Here is a 26,069-nt window from a genome sequence, read left to right as displayed (position 1 = left end):
CTTCAACCCGGCCCTGCGCGAGTTTTACCAGCGGCTACGCACGCAGGGCAAAGCGGGCAAGGTCGCCCTCGTGGCGGCGATGCGCAAATTATTGGTCATCCTCAACGCCAAGATGCGAGATCAACTGGCGGCTAGCGCCGCCAGTTGATCAAGACAGTTGCTCTCCCGAGGGGAGAGGGGCTTCTGCATACTGCGTGGGCTGCTGATTACTGTGCGGGCTGCGGTGCAGGCTGTTGCTGCGGCGCCTGCTGATTGCCGAAATCCACCTGCGGGGCGCGCGAAATCTGCGCTTCGTTTTCCACGCTGAAATTTGGCTTGGGCTGATAGCCGAAGATCTTGGCGGTGATTACCTGCGGGAACGACCGGATGTAGGTGTTGTAGTCCTGCACGGTCTGGATATACCGACCGCGCGCCACGGTGATGCGGTTTTCGGTGCCCTCCAGCTGCACCTGCAGATCGCGGAACGATTGGTCGGACTTGAGCTGCGGGTAGTTTTCGCTGACCACCAGCAACCGCGACAGTGCGCTGCCGAGTTCGCCCTGGGCCTGCTGGAACTGCTTCAACGATGCTTCGTCATCGGCGTTGACCTGGATCTGGCCGACGCGTGCACGCGCGTTGGTGACTTCGGTCAGCACCTGGCGTTCCTGCTGGGCGTAGCCCTGCACGGTGCGCACCAGATTGGGAATCAGATCGGCGCGGCGCTGGTACTGATTGAGCACTTCCGACCAACCGGCTTTGACCCCTTCTTCCTTCTGCTGGATCGCGTTATAGCCGCAACCGGACAGCGAGGCGGTCAGGATCAGCAACACCAGGGCGCGAATCAGGACAGGCATGCAGGCGATTCCGTTCAAAGAGGGCCCGAGCATGCCATGGGCCAGGTCAAGCCTGCATGCACATCACCCTGCCCGGCTCGCCAGCCGCACCGCTTCAGAACAGGCGCGGCAACAGGATCAAGCCCCAGCACAGCAGCACGTTGATCAGCAGCAGGAACACCGCGGCCGAGCCCATGTCCTTGGCACGCCCGGCCAGCACGTGCTGTTCTGGACCATAGCGTTCGATCACCGCTTCGATCGCCGAATTCAGCAGCTCGGCGGCCAGCACGATCACCAACGGTGCGATCAGCGCGATACGCTCCAGCCCGGATTGCCCGAGCCATAGCCCGAGCGGCACCAGCACCACAGCCAGGCAGACTTCCAGCCGGAACGAGGATTCATGCAACCACGCTGCGCGTAAGCCCTGCCACGACCAGATCGCCGCCTTGAGCATGCGGCGCGGGCCGCGCGGCACGTGTCCCAATTGATCGGCCATGCGTCAGTGCTTCCTGCCGCAAGGGCGCGTCGGGAGATAGAGAGAACGCATGGCATGGTAGCCGCTGAGGAAAGTGCGAATCTTGCACCGTGGCGTCGCGCCCCGCCAGTTGCGCGCCGGTTTGCCCTCAGCTTCCAGCCTGTCGCACCATGGCAGCCCGCTTCGCTGTTGAAGGTTCCTGCATGACCATCCGTCGCCTGCGCACCGTGCTGTGCGCCCTTGCCCTGTTGTCCGGCCATGTGCACGCCGACGCGCTGCACACCGCTCCCGTGGTGCCGGCGCAGGTCTCCAACGCTGCGTGGGAACAGGACATGCAACGCTTCGCCGACCGCGACGCGCGTCAGCCGCCACCCAGGCACGGCATCGTGTTCGTCGGTAGCTCGTCGATTCGTTTCTGGGAGACGCTGGCCCAGGATTTCCCGGGCAAACCGGTCATCAACCGCGGCTTCGGCGGCTCGGAAGTCCGCGACAGCACCTGGTACGCAGACCGTATCGTCATTCCCTACGCGCCGCGCCAGGTGCTGCTGTATGCCGGCGATAACGATCTCAACAGCGGCCGCACGCCCGAGCAGGTGCGCGATGATGTGCTGGCCTTCGTGGCACGCATCCGCCGCGACCTGCCGCAGGCACGCATCAGTTATCTGTCGATCAAGCCCAGCCCATCGCGTGCGCAGCTGCTGCCGGCGGTGATCGCTGCCAACCGGCTGATCAAGGACGCACTCGCACCACTGCCGCGCGTGGACTACGTGGATGTCTACACGCCGATGCTCGATGCCAGCGGCAAGCCGCGCCCCGAGCTGTTTCGCGAAGACATGCTGCACATGACGGCCGATGGCTATGCGATCTGGCGCAAGGTGGTTGCACCGATCCTGGAGCAGTAGCTGCGCACGCAGCGGCGGTTTGTACACGCGATGCGAAGCGTCGCGCCGCTTCAGGCCACCACCACCGCCACCGACGTACCGACGCCGGTTTCGCTGTGCAGCTCGATCCGCCAGCCGAAGCGGTCGCAGAGCCGGCGCACGATCGACAGGCCCAGGCCGGTGCCTTGCGGGCGCGTGGGATCGGCGCGGAAGAACGGCTCGAATGCACGCGCACGCGCTTCTTCGCTCATGCCGATCCCGGTATCGCGCACCACGATACGGTCGTGGGTGACTGCGACCTCGATGCTGCCGGTATCGGTATAGGCGCAGGCGTTGCGCAGCAAATTGCTGAGCACTACCCGCATCACCCGCGGCGGCGCGAACATCTGCAGGCTGCCCTCGCCGACCATGCGCAACGACACCGGCTTGTCGCCGAGCAATTCGCGTGCGCTTTCCACTTCCTCGCTGGCCAGTTCGGCGACATCGAAGGTCTCGCTCTGTGGGTCGATCTCGGCTTCGCGCGCCAGAATCAGGAATGCATCGATCACCGCTTCCATATCGTGACCGGCACGCTGGATGCGGCGCAGGCTGCGTTGGGTGCGCGTGGACAATTGGTCGTCGGCCAATGCCATGTCGCTGGCCACGCGGATCACCGTGAGTGGCGTGCGCAGCTCATGGCTGGCATCGCGGGTGAAATTGCGTTCGCGCGCCACATGGTCGCTGACCCGCTGCCCCAACGCATGCAGGGCGGCGGCGAGCTGGCGCGTTTCGCCCTGCAGTTCGGCAGGCAAGCGCTCCGGCGCCAGTTCGTCCACATCCGGGTTACGCGGGTCCCATTGCGACACACGCCGTGCCAACCAACTGATCGGGGAAACCAGGCGCTTGGAAACACGGTAGGTGAACCACGACACGCCGTAGATCGCCAGCAGCACCACGATCGCCGGCACCACGCCGAACCACAGCGTCAGATGCGCCGCACGCGAGCGCGAAAACACCAGATACAGCCGGCCTTCCGGGCGTTGGTCCACATACACCAGCGCATCGGCGGCCGCCACTTCGCTGAAACCGGGCGACAGGCGGCGGAGCGCGGGCGGCGCCGCCTCGGCAGCAGTGCCTGCGGGCGAAAAATAGCCTTGGATATTGCGCGTATTCGGCGGCCGGTTGTCCGGCATGCTCTTCTGCATCCGCCAGAAGTGCACTGCCTCGTCGGCGAGTACGGTGCGTACCAGGCTGTACTTGATGACGAACGCCACCAGATACCCGGCAAGCACGAGCGCCAGGCTCGCCAGCGCGACCTGTAGCAGGAAGGCGAGACGTATTTTTCGCGGGAGCCCGTGTGGCATTGCTGCATCCAGGGGAGAGCGCCGGAGTATAGGCAACGCTTCCGTGAGTCCGTCGTGCAACCATCCGGCAGCACGGGGTAACCATTGGCGCGTAGGCGCCTGCACCGACCGGCCGCCAGAACGGCGGCCGGTCGGGGGACATCAGGCCATCGGTTGGGCGATGTCGGCGATGCGATAGCCGGCGCTCTGCACGGTGTGCAGCAGCGGGCGGTCGAACGGCTTGTCGATGATCTTGCGCAGGTTGTACAGATGGCTGCGCAGCGTGTCCGAATCAGGCAAGCCGTTGCCCCAGATCTCGCGCTCGATTTCCTGGCGGGTCACCACACGCGGCGACTCGCGCATCAGGATGGTCAGCAAACGCAGACCGATCGGCGACAGCTGCAGTTCGGTGCCGGCACGGGTCGCACGCATGCTGACCGGGTCAAGCACCAGATCGGCGACCTTGAGCACTTCCGAACCCACCTGGCGACGCTCGCGGCGGATCAGGGCTCGCAGGCGCGCTTCCAGTTCCTGGATCGCAAATGGCTTGGTCAGGTAATCGTCGGCACCGAAGCCCAGGCCGGTGAGCTTGTCGTCCAGCGTGTCGCGGGCGGTCAGCATCAGCACCGGGGTGGACTTGCGTGCGTCGTTACGCAGGCGGCGGCAGACTTCGATCCCGTCCAGGCGTGGCAGCATGAGATCCAGCACGACCACGTCGTAACTGTTCTCGGCGGCCAGACGGTAACCGTCGAGTCCGTCCTGCGCATAGTCGACCTCGAAGCCACGGCCTTCCAGGTACTCGCCGATCATTTCGGAGATATTTCGATTGTCTTCGACGACCAGCACGAGGCCGGACGTTTCCTTGGTCTGACGCATGGACTTTCCTCGGTCTTCAGCTTTGTGAAACATGCCGGATCGACGGTGGAAAGGGCGTGAAGACTCGCTAACGTTTTGTGCCGCTTGCGGCCTAGCGGCCCAGCAACGGGCGCAATGCCGGCCACACCGTTTCCAGCACCTTGGGCTGCGCGGCGGCGGTGGGATGCAGCCCATCGGCCTGCATCAGGCCCGGCTGCAACGCGACCTTTTCCAGGAAGAACGGCACCAGCGCGGTCTTGTACTGTTTGGAGAGATCGGCATAGGTGGCCTTGAGCCGCGCGCGATAGGCCGGGCCATAGTTCGGCGGCACATCGATCCCGAGCAGCAGCACCTTGGCGCCGGCCTGCTGGCTCAGCTGGATCATCTTTTCCAGGTTGCCCTTGAGCTGGGCCGGGGTCAGCCCGCGCAGCGCATCATTGCCGCCGAGTTCGATCACCACCACGCCGGGATGGTGTTTTTCCAGCAGACCGGGCAGCCGGGTCAGCGCGCCGGAAGTGGTTTCGCCGCTGATGCTGGCATTGACGACCGCCGGTGGCGTCGCCATGTCACGCTTCAGGCGTTGGTCGAGCAAGGTCACCCAGCCGGACTGCACCGGAATGTTGTGCGCAGCGCTCAAGCTGTCGCCCACCACCAGAATCGGTGCGGTCGCCACCGGACTTTTGGCAGAGGCAATCCCCGGCGCAAGCAGGGAGAGTGTCAGCAGCCACAGGGCCAGCGCGCCATATCGCAGTGTTCTTTCACGCATTCGGAGATTCCTCATCGACAGTCTGGCCCCCCGCTCCAGCACCCGCACCGCCATCGACGTCCGCGAGGTCGGCAAGTCCGTCAGTGGACCGGAGGGAACACTCCATATCCTCGACAACGTGAGCTTGACGGTCAGTGAAGGCGACAGCATCGCCATCGTCGGCGCGTCCGGTTCGGGCAAGACCACCCTGCTCGGCCTGTTGGCCGGGCTGGACCTGCCCAGCCGCGGCAGCATCGCGCTGTCGGGCCAGGACCTGGGCCAGCTCGACGAAGAAGCCCGCGCTGCGCTGCGCGCCCGCGAAGTGGGCTTCGTGTTCCAGAGCTTCCACCTGTTGCCGGCGCTGACCGCCGAAGAAAACATCGCACTGCCGCTGGAGTTGGCCGGGCGCGAGGACCCCGCACGGGTGCGCGAGGTGCTGGAGGCGGTCGGCCTGAGTGCGCGTGCGCGCCATTACCCACGCCAGCTGTCCGGCGGCGAGCAGCAACGCGTGGCGCTGGCACGCGCCTTCGTGGCCCGCCCACGCATCCTGTTCGCCGACGAACCCACCGGCAGCCTCGATCAGACCACCGGCGCGCAGATCAGCGACCTGTTGTTCGCGCTCAATGCCACCAGCGACACCACCCTGGTGCTGGTCACCCACGACATGACCCTGGCGCAGCGCTGCAAGCACATCTACCGCATCGACAGCGGCCGCCTGCACGCACAGACCGGTCCGGCCGCATGAACGTGCTGCGACAAGCCGCACGCGCGGTACGCCGCGAATTCCTGGCCGGCGACCTGCTCACCGTGTTCGCCGCGCTGGTGCTGGGCGTTGCGGTAATGACCGCCGTCGGCACGCTGGTCGACCGGGTGACGCTCGCGTTGACCTCCAGCGCGGCCGAAGTGCTCGGCGGCGATCTGGGCGTGACCGGCCGCCAGGAGATTCCGGCCGACTTCGCCGAAGAAGCGCAACGACGTGGCCTGCAGAGCACGCGCATGGTCAGCTTCCCCAGCGTGCTGTTCCATGGCGATGCCAGCCAGATGGCCAATATCCGCGGCGTTGGCGCCGGTTATCCGCTGCGTGGTCAGTTGCTGGTGTCCAAGGACAGCAGCGGTGCCGAAGGCGCCCCGGCCACGGCGCCCCCCCCTGGCCAGGCCTATGCCGATCCGCGCCTGCTCGAAGCGCTGGGCCTGCGTGTGGGCGAACCACTGGAGTTCGGCGCCGGCCACCTGACCATTACCGGCGTGCTGCGCGCTGAGCCGGATGCCTCCGGCGAGCTGATGCAGCTGTCGCCGCCGTTGCTGGTCAATCGCGCCGATATCGCCGGTGCCGGCCTGCTCGGGCCGGGTAGCCGCGCCTCCTACCGGTTGATGTTCGCCGGTGCGCCGGATGCCATCGCCGATCTTCGCGCCTGGCTGAAGCCGCGTGCCAGCGAATACCGATTGGTCGGCATCGAAGACACCCAACGCGGCATGCGTGCGGCGTTCGATCGCGCCGGCCGTTTCCTGGCCTTGTCGGCATTGCTGGCGGTGCTGTTGTCCGGCGTGGCGACCGCGCTGGCGGCCAACCGCTTTGCGATGCGGCGTATCGACACCGTGGCGGTATTGCGCTGCCTGGGCGCACGCCAGCGCGACATCCTGGCGATGCTGTCGCTGCAGCTGCTGCTGACCGCGATTCCGGCCTGCCTGGTCGGTATCGGGCTGGGCATGCTGGCGCAGGAAGGGCTGGTGCAGGCACTGGGCAGCCTGATTCCGAACCGCCTGCCGCTGCCGCAGGCCACCCCTGCCCTGGCCGGTGCAGGCATCGGCCTGACGTTGTTACTGGGCTTCGGCCTGCCGCCGCTGCTGCGGCTGCGCAACGTGCCGCCAATGCGCGTGCTCAACCGCAGTTTTGCCGCGGTGCCGCCGAGTTCGTTGCTGGTGTATGGCGCGGCCTTGGCCGCGACCCTGGCGCTTACCGTGTATGCCACCGGCAATCTGGTACTGGCCGGCTGGGTACTGGGCGGCCTGGCCGCGCTGGCCCTGGTGGCGATGCTGCTGGGGCTGGGCCTGCTGGCCTTGCTGCGGCCGATCCAGCACCGCCTGCGCGGTTCCTGGAAGCTGGGTCTTGCGTCGCTGACACGGCGACGCGGGCTAAGCGTGGTGCAGTTGGTCGGGCTGTCGCTGTCGTTGTGCGCACTGTTGCTGCTGGCCGTGGTCGGCCCCGGCCTGCTCGGCCAATGGCGCGACCGCCTGCCGGCCGATACGCCCAACTACTTCCTGATGAATATCCAGCCCGAACAGACCGAGCCGGTGCTGCAGACGCTGCGCGGATTGGGGGTGGAGGGTGCGGCGGTGGAGCCGTTCTCCACCGGGCGCCTGGTGGCCATCAACGACAAGCCGCCGGTGCGCGGCGACCGCGACCCGGCCGACGATGGCGACGGCGACAACCGCCCGGTCAATTTTTCCTGGCGGCATGCGTTCCCGCCGGCAAATACGCTCTTGCAGGGCAAGTTCTGGGCAGCCGACAGCACCGCAGCGGAAGCCTCGGTGGAAGAAGGCTGGGCACAGCGCTACCAGCTCAAACTGGGCGATCGCATCACCTTGCTGCTGGGCGAACAGCAACGCACTTTCACCGTGACCAGCATCCGCAAGGCCGATTGGGACTCGTTCCGGGTCAATTTCTTCCTGCTGCTCAATCAGGGATCGGTCGGCGATGCGCCCTACAACCTGATTTCCGCCTTCCATCTGCCGCCCGGCAATGCAGCCAAGCTGGCGTCTCTGAGCCGCGACTACCCCAACATCTCGTTGCTGGACATCGACGCCATCCTGGGCCGCGTACGCGAGGTGATCGACCAGGTGGCGCAGGCGGTGCAACTGGTGATGGGTTTCAGCCTGCTGGCCGGCGTGCTGGTGCTGCTGGCGGCCTTGCAGGCCACAGCCGGCGAGCGCCGCTATGACAGCGCGGTGCTGCGCACGCTGGGCGCGCGTCGCGGCCAGTTGCGTGGCGCAGTGCTGGTGGAGTTCGGCGCGCTCGGCTTGCTGGCAGCGACGCTGGCGGTGACCGCGGCGGCCGTGATCGGTGCGGTGGTGGGGCAACAAGCCTTCGAGATTGCGTTGACGCCGGATTGGCCGCGCCTGTTGCTCGGCGGTGCATTCGGGTTGGCGTTGAGCCTGCTGGCGGGTTGGTCGGGTACCCGACGCATTCTGTCCACGCCGCCGGCGTTGGCCTTGCGTAGCGAATAAGCACGGGTGAAGTGTGGCGCATGCCGACAACGGCATGCGCTGCCACCCTCCAGCGCCCGGATCGTGCCATTCGATGCCCGCTGGGCGCCGAGGTGATCGGCCTGGACCTCTCGCAACCGCTGGGTGCAGAGACCTTCGCGCGCATCCACCGGGCGCACCTGGATCACCACGTGCTGGTGTTCCGCGAGCAGCGCATCACGCCCGCGCAGCAGGTGGATTTCAGCCGTCGCTTCGGGCCGCTGCAGATTCATGTGCTGCGCAATTTCCAGCTGCGCGGGCAGCCGGAAGTGCTGGTGGTGTCCAATATCAAGGAAAACGGCAAACCGACCGGCCTGGGCGATGCCGGGCATTACTGGCACTCGGATCTGTCCTACAAGGAGACGCCGAGCCTGGGCTCGCTGCTGCATGCGCAGGAGCTGCCCAGCGAAGGGGGAGATACCCTGTTCGCCAATCAGCATCTGGCCTGGCAAACACTGCCCGAGCCGCTCAAGCGCCGCGTGCAGGACCTGCGCGCCGAACATAGTTATCTCGCCAAATACGAAGAGCTGCGCGCACGCAATCCGTGGCGCCCGGCATTGACGCTTGAGCAGATTGCCGAAGTCGAACCGGTGCAGCATCCCGTCGTGCGCACGCATCCGGACACCGGCCAGAAAGCGCTGTTCGTCAGCGAGCATTTCACCACCCGCATTGTCGGCCTGCCGGAAGACGAAAGCCGGGCGCTGTTGCAGACACTGTTCGAGCACACCACGCGCGCTGCGCTGGTGAATCGGCATCACTGGCAACCGTACGACATGGTGTTGTGGGACAACCGCTCGGTGACGCATCTGGCTGCCGGCACGCCGGACCATCTGCATCGCCGGCTCAACCGCACCACCATCGAAGGCGATGCGCCGTTCTGAGCGCACGCCTGCCCCCTTCCCCTTCCGACTGGAGCGCCGCATGCGTTTGACCGTCACTTCCCACGCACCTTTGCAGCGCCGGCGTTTTTCGCGGCACATCGCGCTGCTGTTTCTGGCCGCCGTGCCTTGCCGCTGCTGCATAGCGCGCTGGCGCAGGCCGAGGGCAAGCTGCACATCGCCAAGCAGTTCGGCATCGTCTACCTGCTGCTGGACGTGGCGCAGGACCAGAAGTTGATCGAGCAGCAGGGCAAGGCCGCCAGTGTGGACATCGATGTGCAGTTCCTGCAGCTCTGCGGTGGTGCGGCGGTCAACGATGCCTTGCCCACCGGGTCGATCGACATTGCCGGTGCTGGCGTGGGCCCGTTGTTCACCATCTGGGAGCGCACACGCGGCCGGCAGAATGTGCGTGGCGTGGCGTCGCTGGGCAATTTCCCGTATCACCTGGTCAGCAATAACCCGCGCATCACATCCATCGGCGATTTCACCCCGCAAGATCACATTGCGGTACCGGCCACCGGCGTGTCGGTGCAATCGCGTTTTCTGCAGCATGCCTCGCAGCAACGCTGGGGCGATAAGGGCACCCACCAACTCGACGCGCTGCAGGTGGCGTTGCCGCATCCGGATGCGGCCGCTGCGATCATCCGCGGCCGTACCGAGATCACCGCGCACTTTGCCAGCCCGCCGTTCCAGGAGCAGGAGCTGGCGCGCAACCCGGCCGCGCATATCGTGACAAGTTCCTACGACATCGAAGGCGGCCCGTCGTCGGCGACGGTGTTGTACGCCACCGAAAAATTTCGCAGCGACAATCCCAAGACCTACCGCGCCTTTGTCGCTGGTGATGCAGATCCTCAAGGCCCCCAAGGTGCAGTTCACCGTGCCGCCGCAGAACACCTTGAAGCTGGGCAAGTTCATGCAGCACAGCGGGGCGATCAAGCAGGCCCCCGGCCAAGGTCAGCGACTACTTCTTCGACGACCCGCTGATTGCGGGCGGGAGCTGAGCGATGTCCACGCCCTTGCTGCAGGTCGATCATGTCAGCCTGGAATACGCCTCTGCGCAGCGCGTGGTGCGTGCCACCCACCGGGTGCGTTTCGATGTGCATGACGCCGATCGCTTCGTGCTGCTGGGGCCTTCGGGCCGCGGCAAATCCACCCTGCTCAAGGCGGTGGCCGGCTTGGTCAGCCCGCGCGAGGGGCAGATCCGCCTGGATGGGCATGCGGTCACCGGGCCGGGGCCGGACCGGGTGGTGGTGTTCCGGGAATTCGATCAGCTGGCACCGTGGAAAACGGTGCGCGAGAACGTGGTGTTCGGCCTCGGCGCGCCGAGGCGCGCGAGCGGGCAGATGACAGTCTGGCCCAGGTGGGGCTGAGCGCGTTCGCAGATGCCTACCCGCACACCTTGTCCGGCGGCATGAAGCAGCGGGTGGCGATCGCACGCGCCTTGGCGCTGCGCCCGCGCGTGCTGCTGATGGACGAACCGTTCGCAGCACTGGATGCGCTGACGCGTTCGCGCATGCAGGAGCAGGTACTGGAGCTATGGGAACAATCGCGTTTCACGCTGTTGTTCGTCACCCATTCCATCGAAGAGGCGTTGGTGGTCGGCAACCGCATCCTGCTGTTGTCGCCACACCCGGGCCAGGTGCGCGCCGAACTCAACGCGCATGCCTTCGGCCCACATGGCGCCGGTAGCGTCGCGTTTCAACAGACTGCGCAACGCATTCACCGGCTGCTGTTCGATCTGCCCGACGACACGCTGGACGACGACAAGATGGCGCCGCTGCGTCGCCCTGCCGTGCGTCAGCGGGAGGCGCTGCCGTGAGCCGCAGCAATACCGTTGCCCTGCCGCCGATTCTGCCGGTGCGGCCCGAATACCACGTGGCGCTGCAGCCGCTGGACCCCGCCCTGATCGCCGCGGCCACGCCGGCGCGCTGGCAGGCACCGCCGTGGCTGCGCAAGGCGCTGGGCCTGGTGGTCCTGGTCGCCGTCTGGGAAATCGCCGCGCGCGTGGTCGGCGACGATCTGATGCCGCCCAGCGCGCTGCAGACCGCACGCGCGTTCTACGAGGGGCTGCTGTCGGGCGAATTGCTGCGCCGTGTCGGCACCTCGTTGCGCGTGCTGGCGCTGGGCGTGGTGCTGGCATTCGTGCTGACCGCGTTGGCGGCCTCCACGCGCTGGGGACGCGATGTGCTCGGCACGCTGACCGCCATGTTCAACCCGCTGCCGGCCATCGCGCTGTTGCCGCGGGCGTTGCTGTGGTTCGGGCTGGACACCGGCAGCCTGGTGTTCGTGCTGGGCTTGCTGGTGGAAGGCGTGGTGTTCCGGACGATCGAGCAGCCGACAGTGCGCGGCTGGGGCATGCAGCGCTAGCGCTGAACCTGGCCGCAGCCGTGTGCAGCCGGTGAGGACCTGGCCGTGCTGCACGCACGCATTTCGGGCCATCCATGGGCGGCCGTAACTTGCGTGCCGGGCTCATCGGCACGGTCGCGTGCGCTTAACGGAGCTGGCTTATGCTGCCGGCCCCTTACCTGCCGTCCGCCGTCATGCCTACCGCCCCGTTCACTGCCTACCTGTATCCGGTCCTGTTGTTGCTCGCCAGCAATGTGTTCATGACCTTCGCCTGGTACGGGCATCTGAAGTACAAGAGCACACCGTTGATGATCGCGATCCTGGTCAGCTGGGGCATCGCGTTCTTCGAATACTGCCTGCAGGTGCCGGGCAATCGGCTGGGCAGCGCGGTGTATTCGGCCCCGCAGCTCAAGGGCATGCAGGAAGTGATCACGCTGCTGGTCTTCGCCGGTTTCTCCACGTTCTACCTGGGGCAGTCGTTGAAGTGGAATCACTGGGCGGCGTTCGGCCTGATCCTGGTGGCGGCGTTCTTGATGTTCAAAGAGTAAGGCTAAGCCCCGTAGGAGCGCGCTGGCGCGCGATGAGGCGTTATCGATAAAGCCGCAATCGCGCGCAAGCGCGCTCCTTGTATCTGGACATCGCCGACTAACAGCGGTATGTCTTCCGACTGATCATCGGAGCAGATGCGGGAAGCCCACGCGCTCCTGAAGCTTCGAGCTCGTATCGTAGATCGGCTCCCGCATCTACGACATCTGGGTGCCTAGTTCGCTGCCTCTACCCACTGCGCGAACACCGCATCGATCCGGGCGTCCTTGACCCGCGTGCCCTTCTGCGCAGCCTCGGCCTGCTCGAACATCGGCATGATCATTGCCATGCCATCGGGCTTGGTTTTCAGGTGCAGGCCCGGCGGCGTGTCGAGAAATGCGGCCCAGCGCGTGCGCACCTTGGCCCAATAGGCCTGGGTGCCTTTCCAGTACGCATAGGCCGGGGCGAAGTCGACCTCGGTGGTCTTGCGGTAGTCGTTGAAGCCGAACTCGCGCGCAATCGCTTCCTGGCTGCCGTCGGGCTTGCGCACCACCTTGGTGTTGAACTGTTCGTGGGTCCAGCCGTTGGGCGTGAGCGTGTGGCGGTTGATCACCGACAGCGCGTTGTAGTCGCTGCGCTTGGTGTACTCGCGGCGCGGCAACGGGCGCCAGCTCAGATCGCTGGTCCAGGTGGGGTGGCCGTCGGCATAGTCCCAGCGGCCGGTGCCGCAATAGCGTGGCGCGTCGCTGACTTCGTACACGCATTGGGTCCAGGCACCGCGGGTGACGGCCGGTGCCAGCGCATGCACGGTCCAGGTCTGATCGGCGGTGAATTCGAAACGCTGCGGCGTCTCGTACACCCAGTCCTGCCGCCAATGCTTGGTCACATGCTTGGTCTTTTCGTCGACCAGCAGATGTTGCAGCACCAGCTTGCGCGGCGAATCCTCCACCACGATGACCACTTCGCTGGCGCCGCTACGCATCGCCGAGGCGCGCTCGTAACCGGGTTTGAGCAGCACGGTTTCGTCGAACGCAAAGTCCACTGCGTATTCGCCCTGCATCGCCAGGATACTCTGGCGATCGCGCTGGGCGTCGGCGGCGGCAATCAACGGCAACAGGCTCAGCGTGGCGGCAACACAGCGGGTTAACAGTCGGCTCATCGGAACTCTCGGTTGTGGTCGTGGGAACGTCAGCGGCGCAAGTACAGCAGCGACGTGGTCATGTCGGTGGGATCGGAACCGCGTGCGGTTGCTGCGGCAGTGCGCAGGGCCGCAGCGCGTGCACAGCAGCAATCGTCCACGGCCACGCGGCCGTCGATGCCCTCGCGCGCCAGCCGTGCGGCAACCTCCGCGCCCAGCGCCGAGACAGTGGCCAGGCTGGCAGAGATGGGGTGGTCGTGGCTGGCCGAAGGCTGCAAGCGTAGCGCGCTCAACCGCCAGGCATCGCCACGCAGGCGTCCGGCCAGGCGGCGCCACAAGCGCTCGCCGACACCCAACTCGTGCGTGTCCATCGGCAGCGGCGGCAATCGCGAGACCAGGCGGTCCCAGCTCAGGAAATCGCTGTCCGGCAGCAGGCACAGCCGCCAGCAGCACTGGCCTGCAGCATCGAAGAACCAGATGCTTTCGCGCACGCCGTCGCTGTCGACCTGCCGGCACGCGGCCGCAGCGACCGCATGCTGCCAGCCATCCAGTTCGTTGCCCAACGCAGGCCGATACAGGCACAGCACCGTGCCCAGGGCCGCCAACTGTTGCGGCCGCGGCAATGCTGCGCGGGTGGCACGGGCTTGCGATGACAACGGCAATGCGCGCACGTTGGGCATGGCCGCTACCAGCTCACGGCCAGGCTGACCGAAGCAGTGCGCCCGGCGCCGGTGAAGCGGTCCAGCACCGTGCTGCTGGCCAGCGTGCCGTTGGGCAGTGCGTTCCAGTCCACGTAACGACGATCGGCCAGATTGAAGATGCCGGCGGTGACCTTGGCACCGGGTGCGAATTCCCAATGCCCCATCAGATCCAGCGTGGCGTAGCCGGCCGGCGCGTAATAGCTGTCCAGCTGCGGGCGACGTTTGCGCGCCACGAAGGTACCGATCAATTCGGCGCCCCAGGCATCGCCATCGAAGGCCACGCCGACGGTGCCGCGTAATGGGTCGACCGAATTGAGCGGAGTACCGTCGGTGAGGTTGTCGCCTTCCGAATACGCCACGGCACTGTTGAGCGACCAGCCCTGCCAGCCCGCCAACGCGCCCAGATCGACACCGCCGCGCGCTTCGGCACCCTTGATCACCACATCGTCCACATTGCGCGACTGGAACAGCGCCAGGCCGTCGGCATTCACGCCGGCTGGCGCATACGATTCGATGAAGTTGCGGTAATCGGTGTAGTACACCGCAAGCCCGAGATAGCCGACCGCATCGTTGAAGCGCAGACCCAGTTCGCCACCGCGGCTGGTTTCCGATTTCAGATCCGGATTGGCGATGGCGGTGTAGCGGGCCTGCAGATTGGTGAAGCCGATATTGACGTCGTTGTATGGCGGCGCGCGGAAACCATGCGCGTAATTGGCGTACGCCGACCACGCATCGGAGAACCGCCACACCGCGCCGAACTTGGGCGAGACCTGGGTTTGGTCGAGGGTCGCGGCGGCGACGCCCGGATTGTCTTCGCGGAAGATAGCGTCCACCTGCGGCGACAGCCGGAAATAATCCACGCGCACGCCCGGCGTCAGCGACAAGCGGCCATCGAACAGGCCGATTTCGTCCTGCGCATACACCCCGAGCTTGGTGGTTTCGCTGGTCGGGAAATCGCGTACCGGAAACACGTCCTGGCCGACCCGATTGGTGATGGCGCCGTTGGCAAGGTTGACCGAATAGCCATCGCGCTTGGCATGCGTGTCGGTCCAGGTGCCGTCCAGGCCATAGGTGATCTCGTGGCTGAGCGTGCCGGTGTCGATGGACTTGTGCGCATTGACCAGCAACCCGTAGACGCGTTGGTCGAAATTGTGTTCGTTATGGCGGCGCGTGTTGTTGCCGCGCAACTCGTTGGTACGCTGCAGGCTCTCGCTGTCCTGGCGATACAGCTGCCACTGCAGATCGTCGGCCAGTGCGGAATCCAGCGCATCGAGCTCGTGCCGCAGCGACACCCGCGCACGGGTCTGATGGTCGCGCCCTTCCTGCGACAGGATGCGCAGCGATGCAGTCGGGTTACGTGTGTCGATGCCCGTCAACGCATCGATGCTGCCGTAGTCTTCGTTGCCTTCCACGGTGAGTTTGAAGCGCTGTTGCGCGCTTGGCGCGTACACCAGTTTGGCCAGCACGCTGCGGCCATCGATGCGCTGCGGATTGGCCGCGGTGCGGGTGAAATCGCGGCTGCGGTTGTCGCCCTGGTTCTGCGCTTCCTGGCCCTGGCGATGACTCACCGCCACCATGCCGCTCCAGCGCTCGCCGCCGAATGCGCCGGTAGCACCGGCGAACAGGCCATTCCAGTCGCCTTCGTAACCGAACTTCAGACCGACGTAGCTGTGCTTGTCTGCGCTCAGATAATCGGCGGGATCCTTGGTGACGAAGGCCACCACGCCACCCAGTGCATCCGAGCCGTACAACGAGCTGGCCGGCCCGCGCACCACTTCGACACGCTTGAGCGTTTCCAGATCGACGAAGTTGCGGTTGGCATTGAGGTAGCTGCCAAAACTGAAGGTGTCCGAGACCGGCACGTTGTCCACCAGAATCGCCACGCGGTTGCCGTCCAGCCCGCGGATGCGGATGCCGTTGGCGCCGGTGAAGCGGCCGCTGGTGCTGGTGACCGCCACGCCCGGCGTGTAGCGGAACAGATCCTTGAGTTCGCGCACCAGTTGGTTGTCGAGCTGCTCGCGGTCGATCACATCCACCGTGCTGGGCACGTCCACCAGCGCACGTTGGGTACGCGTGGCGGTGACCTGCAGCCGGTCGAAGTCGTGCACGTCACGCGCGGCCTCCGCGCCGGCATCACCTTCGGCAGCATGGGCAGACAACGAAACAGCAGGCAGCGCCAGCGACAGCGCGACCACCAGCGGATGCAGGCGGATCATCAGAGACCTTTGCGGGAAACCCCCTGCCGTGCGCATCGCGGTGCGAGCCGCGCACGGCAGCCAGGGTGAGAGCTTAAGTGGCGGGCGGCGGCGGCGGCGCCCGCGGCGGTCTTGCGGCACTCGCACGCAACGAGTGCGGTAGTGCCAGATGCGACGGCGACCGAGCGTGGCGTGCCGGGACGCGTGAGCGGCACCGGTGGTGCGCATGCGATCGCGTTGCGGCAGCGGCTGCGCCCGTTCGGTGCTGCGCAGCCTGCTCGTTGCTGGATTACTTGGTGAGGATCAACTTGTCGTTGCTGGTGTGGCGCAGGCGATAGACGCGGTCGCCATGCTGGATCAGCACTTCGCGGCGGCCCTTGAGCAAGGCCTCGCTGCTGATGAGGTCTTCGGCAGGCACGGCACGCGGCGCGGCACGTTCGCGCAGGTTGACCGGTTCGGAGCGGAGCAGCACGGGATGAGCGGTCATGATCTGGATCTCCAGTCGGTTGGCCAGACAAATAATAACCATTCTCATCTAATGATCAAGAGCTATTCTCATTTGGGAGACACGATTTTTGGATCTTTTCTCGAATCTCGATTCATGCACTCAATCGACACACCTGTCAGCGCCCGGCGGCACCATCGCACGCACAACCGCGGCGTCGCCTATCTCCCGAACCAGCCCGCTCAGCGCGTGACCGACTCCACGCGCGCCCAGCCAGCGTCATCGACCTGACTCAAGGTCTCCAGGGCGCCCAGGTTCTCTTCCAACTGCGTTACTCGGCTGGCGCCCAGAATCACACTGGACACATGCGGGTTACGCAGACACCAGGCGATGGCCAAGCGTGCCGGCGACTGCCCCAGCTCGGCGGCCAGCGCACAGAACGCGCGCGCGCGCTCCAGCCGCCGCGCTTCCGGTGCGCCCAGCACTTCGTCCTGCAGCCATTGATTGCCTGGCTGGCCGAGGCGGCTGTCTGCCTCCACGCCGGCGTTGTACTTGCCGGTCAGCAGGCCAGACGCCAGCGGCGACCAGATCGTGGTGCCCAGCCCGCCTTCGCACAGTGGCGCGTATTCGTGCTCCAGCCGCTCGCGGTGCAGCAGGTTGTATTGCGGCTGCTCCATCGCGGGCGCATACAGGTGTTCGCGCTCGGCAATGGCAATGGCCTCGCGCAACTGCGCAGCGCTCCATTCGGAGGTGCCCCAGTACAGCACCTTGCCCTGGCGGATCAGCGCATCCATGGCGCGCACGGTTTCCTGGATCGGCGTGTCCGGGTCGGGCCGATGGCAGTAATAGAGATCCAGATACTCCACGCGCAGGCGCTTGAGCGCGGCATGGCAGGCATCGGTGACATGCTTGCGCGAGAGCCCGCGCTGGGTCGGGCGCGGGCTCTCGACCGCACCGAAAAACACCTTGCTCGACACGCAAAAGCCATCGCGCCGCAAGCGCAGGTCGGCGATCACATCGCCCATCACTTCCTCGGCGCGGCCGCGCGCATAGACCTCGGCGTTATCGAAAAAGTTGATGCCGTTGTCCCAGGCGGCGGCGATCAGGTTGCGCGCTTCGCCGCGCCCGATCTGCTTGCCGAAGGTGACCCAGGCCCCGAACGACAAGGCCGACAGCTGCAGCCCGGTGGAACCCAGACGACGGTAAAGCATGGCGAACTCCCGCAACCTCCAGGGCACCTGCCCCGGACCGGCGTGCGCAGTGTAGGCCGTGGCATTGCCGTGGCGACAGGGCGTGGCGATGCGGGAGCGAGAAGGCGAGACAGGCGCGGCGCACAGAAACGCCAGTCGTCGCTCCCCAATGAAACAGCTCGGCCGTGTTCGTGTCAGCGAACTTGAACGTGCGGGGCCGCCGCTACGGGCGGACGCTGTGGCGATCCGGATGCCGCATCGGTACGCGTACAAGCGCGACCGGATTTCATCGGTCAGCGAAACAACGCGGAGTGTGGGGCAAGGATCGCGTTCGCCCCCCGCGCTGGCTGCCGCCACGCTGCCGGCGCTGGGGCCGCCCACTTTGCGCAAGCGCAGCCCCCCGGCTCGCTACCACGGCACGACCGGTGCCCGCCGCATCTCGGCTGCGGGCCAACCGACAGCGTCTGAATGCCACTCGCCTTGCCCCCTGTCACCCCCTGCTCTAGGCTTCCTGTTTTGCCGTCAGCAGCTCCGGGGATTGGAATGGTCGAAGGTTTGGGAAGGATCGGTTTCGGCCTGTTCGGTCTGGCGGTGCTCATCGGCATCACCTGGGTGTTTTCGAGCAACCGCCGCGCGATCGACTGGAAGCTGGTCGCCACCGGTCTGGCCCTGCAGATCTCGTTCGCCGCACTGGTGCTGCTGGTGCCGGGCGGGCGCGACGTGTTCGACTCGCTGGGCAAGGGTTTCGTCAAGGTGCTGAGTTTCGTCAATGAAGGCTCCACCTTCATTTTCGGCAACCTGATGAACATCGACAGCTACGGCTTCATTTTTGCGTTCCAGGTGCTGCCCACCATCATCTTCTTCTCGGCGCTGATGGGCGTGCTCTACCACCTGGGCGTGATGCAGGTGGTGGTGCGTGCGATGGCGTGGGCGATCACCAAGGTGATGCGCGTGTCCGGTGCGGAAACCACCAGCGTGTGCGCCAGCGTGTTCATCGGCCAGACCGAAGCGCCGCTGACGGTGCGCCCGTACATCCCCAAGATGACCCAGTCCGAGTTGCTGACGATGATGATCGGCGGCATGGCGCATATCGCCGGCGGCGTACTGGCTGCGTACGTGGGCATGCTCGGCGGCAGCGACCCGGCGCAGCAGGCGTTTTATGCCAAGCATCTGTTGGCCGCCAGCATCATGGCAGCGCCTGCCACCCTGGTGGTCGCCAAGCTGCTGGTGCCGGAAACCGGTACGCCGCTGACCCGTGGCACGGTCAAGATGGAAGTGGAAAAAACCACCAGCAACGTCATCGATGCGGCCGCGGCCGGCGCCGGCGACGGCTTGCGGCTGGCGCTGAACATCGGCGCGATGCTGCTGGCCTTCATCGCGCTGATCGCACTGATCAACGCGCCGCTGACCTGGCTGGGCGAGATCACCGGCGCCGCTGCGCTGCTGGGCCGCCCGACCAACCTGTCGACGATCTTCGGCTACGTGCTGGCGCCGATCGCCTGGGTGATCGGTACCCCGTGGGTGGATGCGACCACGGTGGGGTCGTTGATCGGACAGAAAGTGGTGATCAACGAGTTCGTCGCTTACAGCGAGTTGTCGCGCATCGTGAAGGGTGAAGTGCCGGGCGTGGGCCTGAGCGCCGAAGGCCGCCTGATCGCCACGTATGCCCTGTGCGGCTTCGCCAATTTCAGCTCGATCGCGATCCAGATCGGCGGGATTGGCGGGCTGGCGCCGGAACGCCGTCACGATCTGGCCAAGTTCGGCCTGCGTGCGGTGCTGGGCGGTTCGATCGCCACCTTCATGACCGCTACCATTGCCGGCGTACTCTCGCATTTCGGTTGAGGCGGCGCGGGTTCATCGGTGTGACGGTCTAATCGCTACACGCCGCGTTTCATCCAGTCATTCAAGTCAGTCATTCACGCAAGGGTATTTATGAGTTCGGTCGTCGTTGTCGGGTCCTTCAATGTCGATCACGTGTGGCGCTGCGATGCCTTGCCTGCGCCGGGCGCCACCATCGCCGGGCGCTACAGCACCGGTCCGGGTGGCAAGGGCTTCAATCAGGCGGTTGCGGCCGCACGTGCCGGCGCCAAGACGCATTTTCTGTGCGCGCTGGGCGACGACGCCGGCGGTGCGCTGGCGCGTTCGCTGGCCGCGCAGGATGGCTTTGCGTTGATCGCCGAGCCCAGCAATGAACCCACCGGCACCGGTGGCATCTATGTCGACGGCCACGGCCGCAACACCATCGTGATCGGTGCCGGTGCCAATTCGGTGCTGAGTGCGGGCTTTATCGACAACCAGCGCGCGCTGGTGGCATCGGCGCGGGTGCTGCTGGCGCAGCTGGAATCGCCGGCGGAAACCATCGAATCCGCACTGGCGCTCGCACGCGAGTGCGGCGTGTTGACCGTGCTCAACGCTGCGCCGGCCAATGCACCGACCTCGATCGGTCTGCTCAAGCTGTCGGACGTGTTGACGCCGAACGAAACCGAATTCGCCGCGCTGCTCGGCCGCCATGTCGGCGAGCGCATCAACGCCGACGATGTTGCAGCGCTGGATGGCAACACGCTGCACTCGCTGTGCCGCAAGCTGCTGCCGGGCGGCACCGTGGTGGTGACGCTGGGCGCGGTGGGCGCCTTCATTTCGCATGCCGAAGAACAGCTGCGCGGCGACACCGCAGCGCATTACCGCGTGGGTGCGGAGAGCGCGCAGACGGTGGATACCACCGGTGCCGGCGATGCCTTCAACGGCGCGTTGGTGGCCTCGCTGGCGCAGTCGCCAAACGCCAGCTTCATCACCCACGTACGCTTTGCCACCCGCTACGCCGCACGCTCCACCGAAATGGAAGGCGCCGCCACCTCGATGCCGCGCATGGTGCCTGACGTGGCGGCGTAAGCCACACGCGTCAAGCGACCAACGAAGGCGACCGCAGCGATGCGGTCGCCTTTTGCGTTTAGGGGTTTGGTGTGGACGTTAGAGATTGTTTTGCGCCACGGACGGCATGTTGAACCTTGCCTGCCGACGGACGCTGCGAGCTCTGTTGCTGCCGGAACTTCGGGTTTCTTTATCGAAACGCGTTGGGGTAGGAATCAGGCGTGATGCAAGGAGCGAGGCGTGATGCAGCGTCGGGCGCCCGTACCCTCATCCGGCGCTGACGCGCCACCTTCTCCCGACGGGAGAAGGATAGAAGCCGCTCTTCCACTCCCGAGTGGTGAGGGACCAGAAGCCCCTCTCCTATCCCCGACGCGGAGAAGGGCTAGAAGCTGCTCTCCCGAGCGTAGAAGGAATAGAAGCTGCTCTCCCACTCCCGAGTGGAGAAGGACTATAAGCCCCTCTCCCCGCGGGAGAGGGGTTGGGGTGAGGGTACGGCCAGCCAACATGTTCGCCGCCGCCCTCGTTCCATCAAGTCGTGCGACCGCACAGCAACCGCGCAGGAAAGGCCGGAAACGCTTCCCGCGTCCCGCTTCCCCATTCCCCATTCCCCATTCCCCACCCAGCTACAATGCCGCCATGCAGATCGGCCCCTACTCCATCGCCCCCAAGGTGATCCTCGCCCCGATGGCGGGCGTCACCGACAAGCCGTTCCGGCTGCTGTGCAAGCGGCTGGGCGCGGGGCTGGCGGTGTCGGAGATGACCATCTCCGATCCGCGCTTCTGGGGCACGCGCAAGTCGCTGCACCGCATGGACCATGCCGGCGAACCGGACCCGATCAGTGTGCAGATCGCCGGCACCGAGCCGCAGCAACTGGCCGAGGCGGCGCGTTACAACGTCGACCACGGCGCGCAGTTGATCGACATCAACATGGGCTGCCCGGCCAAGAAAGTGTGCAATGCCTGGGCCGGCTCGGCGCTGATGCGCGATGAAGACCTGGTGGCACGCATCCTCACTGCAGTGGTGCAGGCGGTGAACGTGCCGGTGACGTTGAAGATTCGCACCGGTTGGGATTGCGATCACCGCAACGGGCCGGCCATCGCGCGCATTGCACAGGATTGCGGCATCGCTGCGCTGGCCGTGCATGGGCGCACCCGCGACCAGCATTACACCGGCAGCGCCGAGTACGCGACCATCGCGCAGATCAAGGCTGCGTTGCAGATTCCGGTGGTCGCCAATGGCGATATCGATTCGCCGCACAAGGCCGCGCAGGTGCTGCGTGAGACCGGTGCGGATGCCGTGATGATCGGGCGCGCGGCGCAGGGACGTCCGTGGATCTTTGGCGAAGTGGCGCATTTTCTGGCCACCGGCGAGGTATTGCCGCCGCCATCGCTGGCCTTCGTGCGCGACACCCTGCTCGGCCACCTGGACGCGCTGCATGCGTTCTACGGCCAACCGCAGGGCGTGCGCATCGCGCGCAAGCACCTGGGTTGGTATGCCAAGGATCACCCGCAAAGCGCGGACTTCCGTGCGGTGGTCAACCGTGCCGAAACGCCGGAAGCGCAGTTGGCGCTGACGCGCGATTACTTCGACGCCTTGATCGCCGGCGTGCCGCCCGCATTGTCGGACGCTGCCTGAGTTTTTCTGCATCGCTGGAGCCGCACGCATGAGTGCACCAGGCGACACCCCGACCTGTCTGCACGGATTTTCGGCCACCGAACAGGCGCGCCTGCTCAAACAGGCGTGCTTGCTGGAGCCCACATTGTTCAACCAGATCGATTACGGCGGCGCGCGGCGCCTGCTGGAAGTGGGCAGCGGTGTCGGTGCGCAGACCCAGATCCTGCTGCGGCGGTTTCCCGACCTGCACGTCACCGGCGCGGACCTGAGCGAGGCGCAGCTGGGCGCGGCGTGGGCAAATCTCCAACGCCTCCTGGCGTGGTGCCGCGCGCGTTAGACGCTACAGCAGGCGGATGCGGGCGACCTGCCGTTCGAGGCGCGCCAGTTCGATGCGGCCTTTCTGCGCTGGGTGCTCGAACACGTGCCCTCGCCTGCACGCGTGCTCAACGACGTGCGGCGTGTGTTGCCGCCCGGCGCGCCGGTGTACGTGACCGTTGTGATGAATGCCTCGTTCCTGTTGCATCCGTATTCGCCCAACCTGTGGCGTTACTGGATGGCGTTCAACGACTTCCAGTACGACCAGGGCGGCGACCCGTTCGTCGGTGCCAGGCTGGGCAACCTGCTGCTGGCCGGCGGCTTCCGCGATGTGCAGACGCAGATCAAGACGCTGCATCTGGACAACCGCGAACCGGGCCGGCGTAAGACCATGATCGCGTTCTGGGAAGAAGTGCTGCTGTCGGCAGCCGACCAGTTGTTGCAGGCCGGCGCGGTGGACGCAGCCATCGTGGATGGCATGCGCCGCGAGTTGGCGCAGGTGCAAGGCGACCCGAACGCGGTGTTCTTCTATTCGTTCGTGCAGGCACGCGCCACGGTCTACTGAGTCGCCGAGGCGGGTGCAGCGACCGGCGTGCTGCCGGCGTGTTCCAGATCGCCGGTCAACACGGTGCTCCTGGGCTCGCGCCAGATGCGCTGCCACATCTGCGCCAGCACCGCGCCGATCTGGTCGCGCGCCACCGGCGCGCGATACGCCGCCTGCACCTGCCGCGGCACGATCGGCTGCCATTGCCCGTCATCGCGATGGGCGACCACGAAATTGAAGTTGTAGTCCGGCTCCAGGCCCATGCGCAGGTCGCTGAGCATCAGATCGTCGTCGACCAGGCGTGCACGCATGAAACCGCGATTGAACCAGGTCAGCCGGCGCACCGCATCGAACCCGGCCACTTCGCCCAAGGCCTGGGTATTGCTGGAAAACCCGCGGAATTGCATCGGGCCGCTGTCGGCCACCAGCGAGCGCTCGCCGATGACATAGCCGTTGGGCGTCATCGCCACCACGCGCCACAGCAAGGTGTTGAGCGGCATCGGCACCGAGAAGCGTGGCGCATCGGCCAGACCCATCGCTGCCAGCGCACGATCGGCTTCGCGGTCGACCAGCTGCTTGGCGATCAGCGACCAGCCCAGATACGCGGTGCTCGCCACCAACCCGATCACCAACACGTGTTGCGCAAAGGGGCGCGCGCGCGCAAACCACGCCACCGCGCAGGCCAGCAACAGCCATAACGTGTAGGCCGGGTCGATGATGAAGACGCTCGACCACATCGTCGGGTGCGGCTGCAGCGGCCACCATAGCTGGGTGCCGTAAACGGTGAAGGCATCCAGCAGCGGATGGGTGATCAGTGCCAGCTGGATGGCCAAGAACCAGCGCGTGGGTGCGCTGGCCACCCGCCCGTTGCCGTAGCGGCGGAACAGCCACCAGATCAACCAGCCTACGAGCGGCAGCACGAACAACGAGTGGCTGACGCTGCGGTGCACGGTCATCAGGGTGACCGGATCGTCGGTCAGCGGCAGCAACGCCAGCGAGTCGAGGTCGGGCAAGGTGCCCAGTGCCGCGCCGGCCAACAAGGCGGCACGCCGCTGTCCGGGCGGCGCGATGGCGGCAGCGATGGCGCCGCCAAGAACGATCTGGGTCAATGAATCCATCGGCCGATGCTAGCAGGCCGGCCATGCACTGACGTGGATGTTCGACACCGCATTCGGCCGGCCGGCATCGCTCCGTCACCGGGCAGTTAATCGCCGCGGCTGCGTACCGGGCAGTGCATGCGGCCGGGGCGCCGACCTCGGCTTAACCCTAAAGCGGTCCATTCAGGCGCACAATGCAACCGACACACGGGGCGTGTATCATCCGCACCCATCTTTTCATCCGAATTAAGGGATATAAGCCTGATGTCCAGCTACCTGTTCACCTCCGAATCGGTCTCCGAAGGCCATCCGGACAAGATCGCCGACCAGATCTCCGACGCAGTGCTGGACGCCATCCTGGCCCAGGACAAGCGCGCCCGCGTGGCATGCGAGACGATGGTCAAGACGGGCGTGGCGATCGTGGCCGGCGAAGTGACCACCAGTGCCTGGATCGACCTGGAAGCGTTGACCCGCAAGGTGATCCTGGACATCGGCTACAACAGCTCCGACGTCGGCTTCGACGGCGAGACATGCGGCGTGCTCAACCTGATCGGCAAGCAGTCGCCGGACATCAACCAGGGCGTGGACCGCAAGAACCCCGAGCAGCAGGGTGCTGGCGACCAGGGCCTGATGTTCGGCTATGCCACCAACGAAACCGACAGCTTCATGCCGGCCGCGATCCACCTGGCGCACCGCCTGGTCGAGCAGCAGGCCAAGATCCGCAAGAAGAAGAACTCGGCGCTGTCCTGGCTGCGTCCGGACGCCAAGTCGCAGGTGACCCTGCGCTATGAAGACGGCGTGGCGACCGCGATCGATGCGGTGGTGCTGTCGACCCAGCACGACCCGGGCATCAAGCAGAAGGATCTGGTCGAAGCCGTGCGCGAGGAAATCCTCAAGCCGGTGCTGCCGGCCAAGTGGCTGCACAAGGGCACCAAGTTCCACATCAACCCGACCGGCAAGTTCGTGATCGGCGGCCCGGTGGGCGATTGCGGCCTGACCGGTCGCAAGATCATCGTCGACACCTACGGCGGCTGGGCGCGTCACGGTGGCGGTGCGTTCTCGGGCAAGGATCCGTCCAAGGTCGATCGTTCGGCAGCGTATGCGGCGCGTTATGTGGCCAAGAACGTGGTGGCCGCGGGCCTGGCCGACCGTTGCGAAGTGCAGGTCTCCTACGCCATCGGCGTGGCCGAGCCGACCTCGATTTCGGTGACCACCTTCGGCACCGGCAAGATCGCCGACGAGCAGATCGAAAAGCTGATCCGCAAGCATTTCGACCTGCGTCCGTTCGGCATCATCCAGATGCTCGACCTGATCCACCCGATGTATCAGCAGACCGCGTCTTACGGCCACTTCGGCCGCAAGCCGAAGGACTTCACCTACACCGACGCCACCGGCGCGCAGCACACTGCAACCGCGTTCTCGTGGGAAAAGACCGACCGCGCCGACGCCCTGCGTGCCGACGCCAAGCTGAAGTAAGCCACGCGCTCTTCGGAGCGTTGCTGGGTAGCAAATGGGCCGCTGATGCGGCCCATTTGCGTTTTCATGCGGCTGCGTTGGTATTTTTGCGCGGCTACGCGCGGACCCTCATCCGCCCTTGCGCGAACCTTTCTGAAGGGAGAAGGGACAGCGTTGCCACATTGCTGCAAAGCCCTTCTCCCGGCGTCAGAGCGAAGCGCTCTAAAGCCCCTCTCCTGCGGGAGCGGGGGTTGGGGTGAGGGTACGTGGCGAAGCCAAGCTGCGTTCGCAATTCCATGAGGCTTCGCCCGTACCCTCATCCGCCCTTGCGGGCACCTTCTCCCCCATAAAGGGGAACAATCTCCCGAGGGGAAAAGGAAGCCAGGCCCGCTTGCTGGACATTGTTCTGCTTCAAGCAAGGGCAA

19 protein-coding genes and 6 pseudogenes are annotated in these 26,069 nt (G+C 65.8%); 14 read left to right on the top strand and 11 right to left on the bottom strand.

The window, feature by feature from the left end:
* A pseudogene (locus A7D16_RS22375) lies at positions 1-148 on the top strand (IS110 family transposase); the annotation flags it as partial.
* 58 nt (positions 149-206) lie between these two features.
* Here the strand turns inward: A7D16_RS22375 and A7D16_RS06505 are convergent.
* Together A7D16_RS06505 and A7D16_RS06500 are read right to left on the bottom strand one after the other, a co-directional pair.
* Entirely contained in the window at positions 207-833 is a 627-nt protein-coding gene (locus A7D16_RS06505; protein ID WP_064630950.1) for a LemA family protein, read from the bottom strand.
* Positions 834-927: 94 nt separating this feature from the next.
* Positions 928-1,308, bottom strand: coding sequence for a diacylglycerol kinase (locus A7D16_RS06500; RefSeq protein WP_064630949.1), 381 nt, complete (start codon positions 1,306-1,308; stop codon positions 928-930).
* Between the two features lie 182 nt (positions 1,309-1,490).
* Here A7D16_RS06500 and A7D16_RS06495 point away from each other — a divergent pair, with 182 nt between their 5' ends.
* Positions 1,491-2,189 carry an SGNH/GDSL hydrolase family protein gene (locus A7D16_RS06495; RefSeq protein WP_064630947.1) on the top strand — a complete coding sequence of 233 codons (699 nt, stop codon included), beginning with the start codon at positions 1,491-1,493 and terminating at the stop codon, positions 2,187-2,189.
* A gap of 50 nt (positions 2,190-2,239) precedes the next feature.
* Here the strand turns inward: A7D16_RS06495 and A7D16_RS06490 are convergent, their stop codons facing one another.
* From A7D16_RS06490 to A7D16_RS06480, 3 genes are all read right to left on the bottom strand, one after another.
* Complete coding sequence (locus A7D16_RS06490; protein WP_064630945.1) at positions 2,240-3,511, bottom strand: sensor histidine kinase; 1,272 nt, start codon at positions 3,509-3,511, stop codon at positions 2,240-2,242.
* A 141-nt stretch (positions 3,512-3,652) separates the two neighbouring features.
* Entirely contained in the window at positions 3,653-4,366 is a 714-nt protein-coding gene (locus tag A7D16_RS06485) for a response regulator transcription factor (RefSeq protein ID WP_002811889.1), read from the bottom strand.
* A gap of 91 nt (positions 4,367-4,457) precedes the next feature.
* Positions 4,458-5,126 (bottom strand): arylesterase, encoded by a 669-nt coding sequence (locus A7D16_RS06480; RefSeq protein ID WP_181920655.1) that lies wholly within the window; start codon positions 5,124-5,126, stop codon positions 4,458-4,460.
* Positions 5,127-5,229: 103 nt separating this feature from the next.
* Between A7D16_RS06480 and A7D16_RS06475 the strand changes: the two genes are divergently transcribed.
* The 7 genes and pseudogenes from A7D16_RS06475 to A7D16_RS06445 all read left to right on the top strand — a co-directional run bounded on the left by A7D16_RS06475 (position 5,230) and on the right by A7D16_RS06445 (position 12,105).
* Positions 5,230-5,835: an ABC transporter ATP-binding protein gene (locus A7D16_RS06475; RefSeq protein ID WP_275655041.1), complete on the top strand. Its 606-nt coding sequence runs from the start codon at positions 5,230-5,232 to the stop codon at positions 5,833-5,835.
* Positions 5,832-8,315 carry an ABC transporter permease gene (locus tag A7D16_RS06470; protein WP_064630939.1) on the top strand — a complete coding sequence of 828 codons (2,484 nt, stop codon included), beginning with the start codon at positions 5,832-5,834 and terminating at the stop codon, positions 8,313-8,315. Before A7D16_RS06475 ends, A7D16_RS06470 begins: the two co-directional genes overlap by 4 nt.
* Positions 8,316-8,321: 6 nt before the next feature.
* A pseudogene (locus A7D16_RS06465) lies at positions 8,322-9,214 on the top strand (TauD/TfdA dioxygenase family protein).
* 40 nt (positions 9,215-9,254) lie between these two features.
* Positions 9,255-10,212: pseudogene (locus A7D16_RS06460) on the top strand (ABC transporter substrate-binding protein).
* A gap of 3 nt (positions 10,213-10,215) precedes the next feature.
* A pseudogene (locus A7D16_RS06455) lies at positions 10,216-11,030 on the top strand (ABC transporter ATP-binding protein).
* A pseudogene (locus tag A7D16_RS06450) lies at positions 11,027-11,503 on the top strand (ABC transporter permease); the annotation flags it as partial. The pseudogenes A7D16_RS06455 and A7D16_RS06450, both read left to right, overlap by 4 nt.
* A 248-nt stretch (positions 11,504-11,751) precedes the next feature.
* A complete protein-coding gene (locus A7D16_RS06445) occupies positions 11,752-12,105 on the top strand; it encodes a DMT family protein (RefSeq protein WP_064630977.1) in 354 nt (117 codons plus the stop codon).
* A 212-nt stretch (positions 12,106-12,317) separates the two neighbouring features.
* Here the strand turns inward: A7D16_RS06445 and A7D16_RS06440 are convergent, their stop codons facing one another.
* The 5 genes from A7D16_RS06440 to A7D16_RS06420 form a co-directional block, all read right to left on the bottom strand.
* A complete protein-coding gene (locus A7D16_RS06440) occupies positions 12,318-13,241 on the bottom strand; it encodes a DUF6607 family protein (RefSeq protein WP_064630933.1) in 924 nt (307 codons plus the stop codon).
* Between the two features lie 29 nt (positions 13,242-13,270).
* Positions 13,271-13,900, bottom strand: a complete 630-nt coding sequence (locus A7D16_RS06435; protein WP_064630931.1) for a ChuX/HutX family heme-like substrate-binding protein — start codon at positions 13,898-13,900, stop codon at positions 13,271-13,273.
* A 5-nt stretch (positions 13,901-13,905) separates the two neighbouring features.
* The gene (locus A7D16_RS06430; RefSeq protein ID WP_064630929.1) at positions 13,906-16,137 is read right to left on the bottom strand and encodes a TonB-dependent hemoglobin/transferrin/lactoferrin family receptor; all 2,232 of its coding nucleotides are present in this window, start codon (positions 16,135-16,137) and stop codon (positions 13,906-13,908) included.
* Between the two features lie 268 nt (positions 16,138-16,405).
* Positions 16,406-16,645, bottom strand: a complete 240-nt coding sequence (hemP, locus tag A7D16_RS06425) for a hemin uptake protein HemP (RefSeq protein WP_181920656.1) — start codon at positions 16,643-16,645, stop codon at positions 16,406-16,408.
* A 158-nt stretch (positions 16,646-16,803) separates the two neighbouring features.
* Positions 16,804-17,772: a potassium channel beta subunit family protein gene (locus A7D16_RS06420; protein ID WP_064630925.1), complete on the bottom strand. Its 969-nt coding sequence runs from the start codon at positions 17,770-17,772 to the stop codon at positions 16,804-16,806.
* Positions 17,773-18,294: 522 nt separating this feature from the next.
* On the opposite strand from A7D16_RS06420, the gene A7D16_RS06415 reads away from it, so the two are divergent.
* From A7D16_RS06415 to A7D16_RS06400, 4 genes and pseudogenes are all read left to right on the top strand, one after another.
* On the top strand, positions 18,295-19,593 hold the full coding sequence (locus A7D16_RS06415; protein ID WP_064630923.1) for a NupC/NupG family nucleoside CNT transporter: 1,299 nt from the start codon (positions 18,295-18,297) through the stop codon (positions 19,591-19,593).
* 90 nt (positions 19,594-19,683) lie between these two features.
* On the top strand, positions 19,684-20,640 hold the full coding sequence (locus tag A7D16_RS06410) for a ribokinase (protein ID WP_064630921.1): 957 nt from the start codon (positions 19,684-19,686) through the stop codon (positions 20,638-20,640).
* Positions 20,641-21,255: 615 nt separating this feature from the next.
* Positions 21,256-22,254, top strand: coding sequence for a tRNA dihydrouridine synthase DusB (gene dusB / locus A7D16_RS06405; RefSeq protein ID WP_064630919.1), 999 nt, complete (start codon positions 21,256-21,258; stop codon positions 22,252-22,254).
* Between the two features lie 28 nt (positions 22,255-22,282).
* Positions 22,283-23,113: pseudogene (locus tag A7D16_RS06400) on the top strand (class I SAM-dependent methyltransferase).
* Here the strand turns inward: A7D16_RS06400 and A7D16_RS06395 are convergent.
* Positions 23,107-24,210, bottom strand: a complete 1,104-nt coding sequence (locus A7D16_RS06395) for a metal-dependent hydrolase (RefSeq protein WP_064630917.1) — start codon at positions 24,208-24,210, stop codon at positions 23,107-23,109. The pseudogene A7D16_RS06400 and the gene A7D16_RS06395 overlap by 7 nt on opposite strands.
* Positions 24,211-24,453: 243 nt before the next feature.
* Between A7D16_RS06395 and metK the strand changes: the two genes are divergently transcribed.
* Positions 24,454-25,665 (top strand): methionine adenosyltransferase, encoded by a 1,212-nt coding sequence (gene metK / locus A7D16_RS06390; RefSeq protein WP_064630915.1) that lies wholly within the window; start codon positions 24,454-24,456, stop codon positions 25,663-25,665.
* Positions 25,666-26,069: the final 404 nt, after the last annotated feature.

The sequence above is a fragment of the Xanthomonas nasturtii genome (assembly GCF_001660815.1).
In the GTDB taxonomy this organism is placed as follows: domain Bacteria; phylum Pseudomonadota; class Gammaproteobacteria; order Xanthomonadales; family Xanthomonadaceae; genus Xanthomonas; species Xanthomonas nasturtii.
This window is presented reverse-complemented; position numbering and strand designations above follow the sequence as displayed.

What these genes read in the sequence shown, in the direction of transcription:
- A7D16_RS06505 (WP_064630950.1), bottom strand. Translation starts at nt 833, where the DNA reads ATGCCTGTCCTGATTCGCGCCCTGGTGTTGCTGATCCTGACCGCCTCG.
- A7D16_RS06500 (WP_064630949.1), bottom strand. Translation starts at nt 1,308, where the DNA reads ATGGCCGATCAATTGGGACACGTGCCGCGCGGCCCGCGCCGCATGCTC.
- A7D16_RS06495 (WP_064630947.1), top strand. Translation starts at nt 1,491, where the DNA reads ATGACCATCCGTCGCCTGCGCACCGTGCTGTGCGCCCTTGCCCTGTTG.
- A7D16_RS06490 (WP_064630945.1), bottom strand. Translation starts at nt 3,511, where the DNA reads ATGCCACACGGGCTCCCGCGAAAAATACGTCTCGCCTTCCTGCTACAG.
- A7D16_RS06485 (WP_002811889.1), bottom strand. Translation starts at nt 4,366, where the DNA reads ATGCGTCAGACCAAGGAAACGTCCGGCCTCGTGCTGGTCGTCGAAGAC.
- A7D16_RS06480 (WP_181920655.1), bottom strand. Translation starts at nt 5,126, where the DNA reads ATGAGGAATCTCCGAATGCGTGAAAGAACACTGCGATATGGCGCGCTG.
- A7D16_RS06470 (WP_064630939.1), top strand. Translation starts at nt 5,832, where the DNA reads ATGAACGTGCTGCGACAAGCCGCACGCGCGGTACGCCGCGAATTCCTG.
- A7D16_RS06445 (WP_064630977.1), top strand. Translation starts at nt 11,752, where the DNA reads ATGCCTACCGCCCCGTTCACTGCCTACCTGTATCCGGTCCTGTTGTTG.
- A7D16_RS06440 (WP_064630933.1), bottom strand. Translation starts at nt 13,241, where the DNA reads ATGAGCCGACTGTTAACCCGCTGTGTTGCCGCCACGCTGAGCCTGTTG.
- A7D16_RS06435 (WP_064630931.1), bottom strand. Translation starts at nt 13,900, where the DNA reads ATGCCCAACGTGCGCGCATTGCCGTTGTCATCGCAAGCCCGTGCCACC.
- A7D16_RS06430 (WP_064630929.1), bottom strand. Translation starts at nt 16,137, where the DNA reads ATGATCCGCCTGCATCCGCTGGTGGTCGCGCTGTCGCTGGCGCTGCCT.
- hemP (WP_181920656.1), bottom strand. Translation starts at nt 16,645, where the DNA reads ATGGTTATTATTTGTCTGGCCAACCGACTGGAGATCCAGATCATGACC.
- A7D16_RS06420 (WP_064630925.1), bottom strand. Translation starts at nt 17,772, where the DNA reads ATGCTTTACCGTCGTCTGGGTTCCACCGGGCTGCAGCTGTCGGCCTTG.
- A7D16_RS06415 (WP_064630923.1), top strand. Translation starts at nt 18,295, where the DNA reads ATGGTCGAAGGTTTGGGAAGGATCGGTTTCGGCCTGTTCGGTCTGGCG.
- A7D16_RS06410 (WP_064630921.1), top strand. Translation starts at nt 19,684, where the DNA reads ATGAGTTCGGTCGTCGTTGTCGGGTCCTTCAATGTCGATCACGTGTGG.
- dusB (WP_064630919.1), top strand. Translation starts at nt 21,256, where the DNA reads ATGCAGATCGGCCCCTACTCCATCGCCCCCAAGGTGATCCTCGCCCCG.
- A7D16_RS06395 (WP_064630917.1), bottom strand. Translation starts at nt 24,210, where the DNA reads ATGGATTCATTGACCCAGATCGTTCTTGGCGGCGCCATCGCTGCCGCC.
- metK (WP_064630915.1), top strand. Translation starts at nt 24,454, where the DNA reads ATGTCCAGCTACCTGTTCACCTCCGAATCGGTCTCCGAAGGCCATCCG.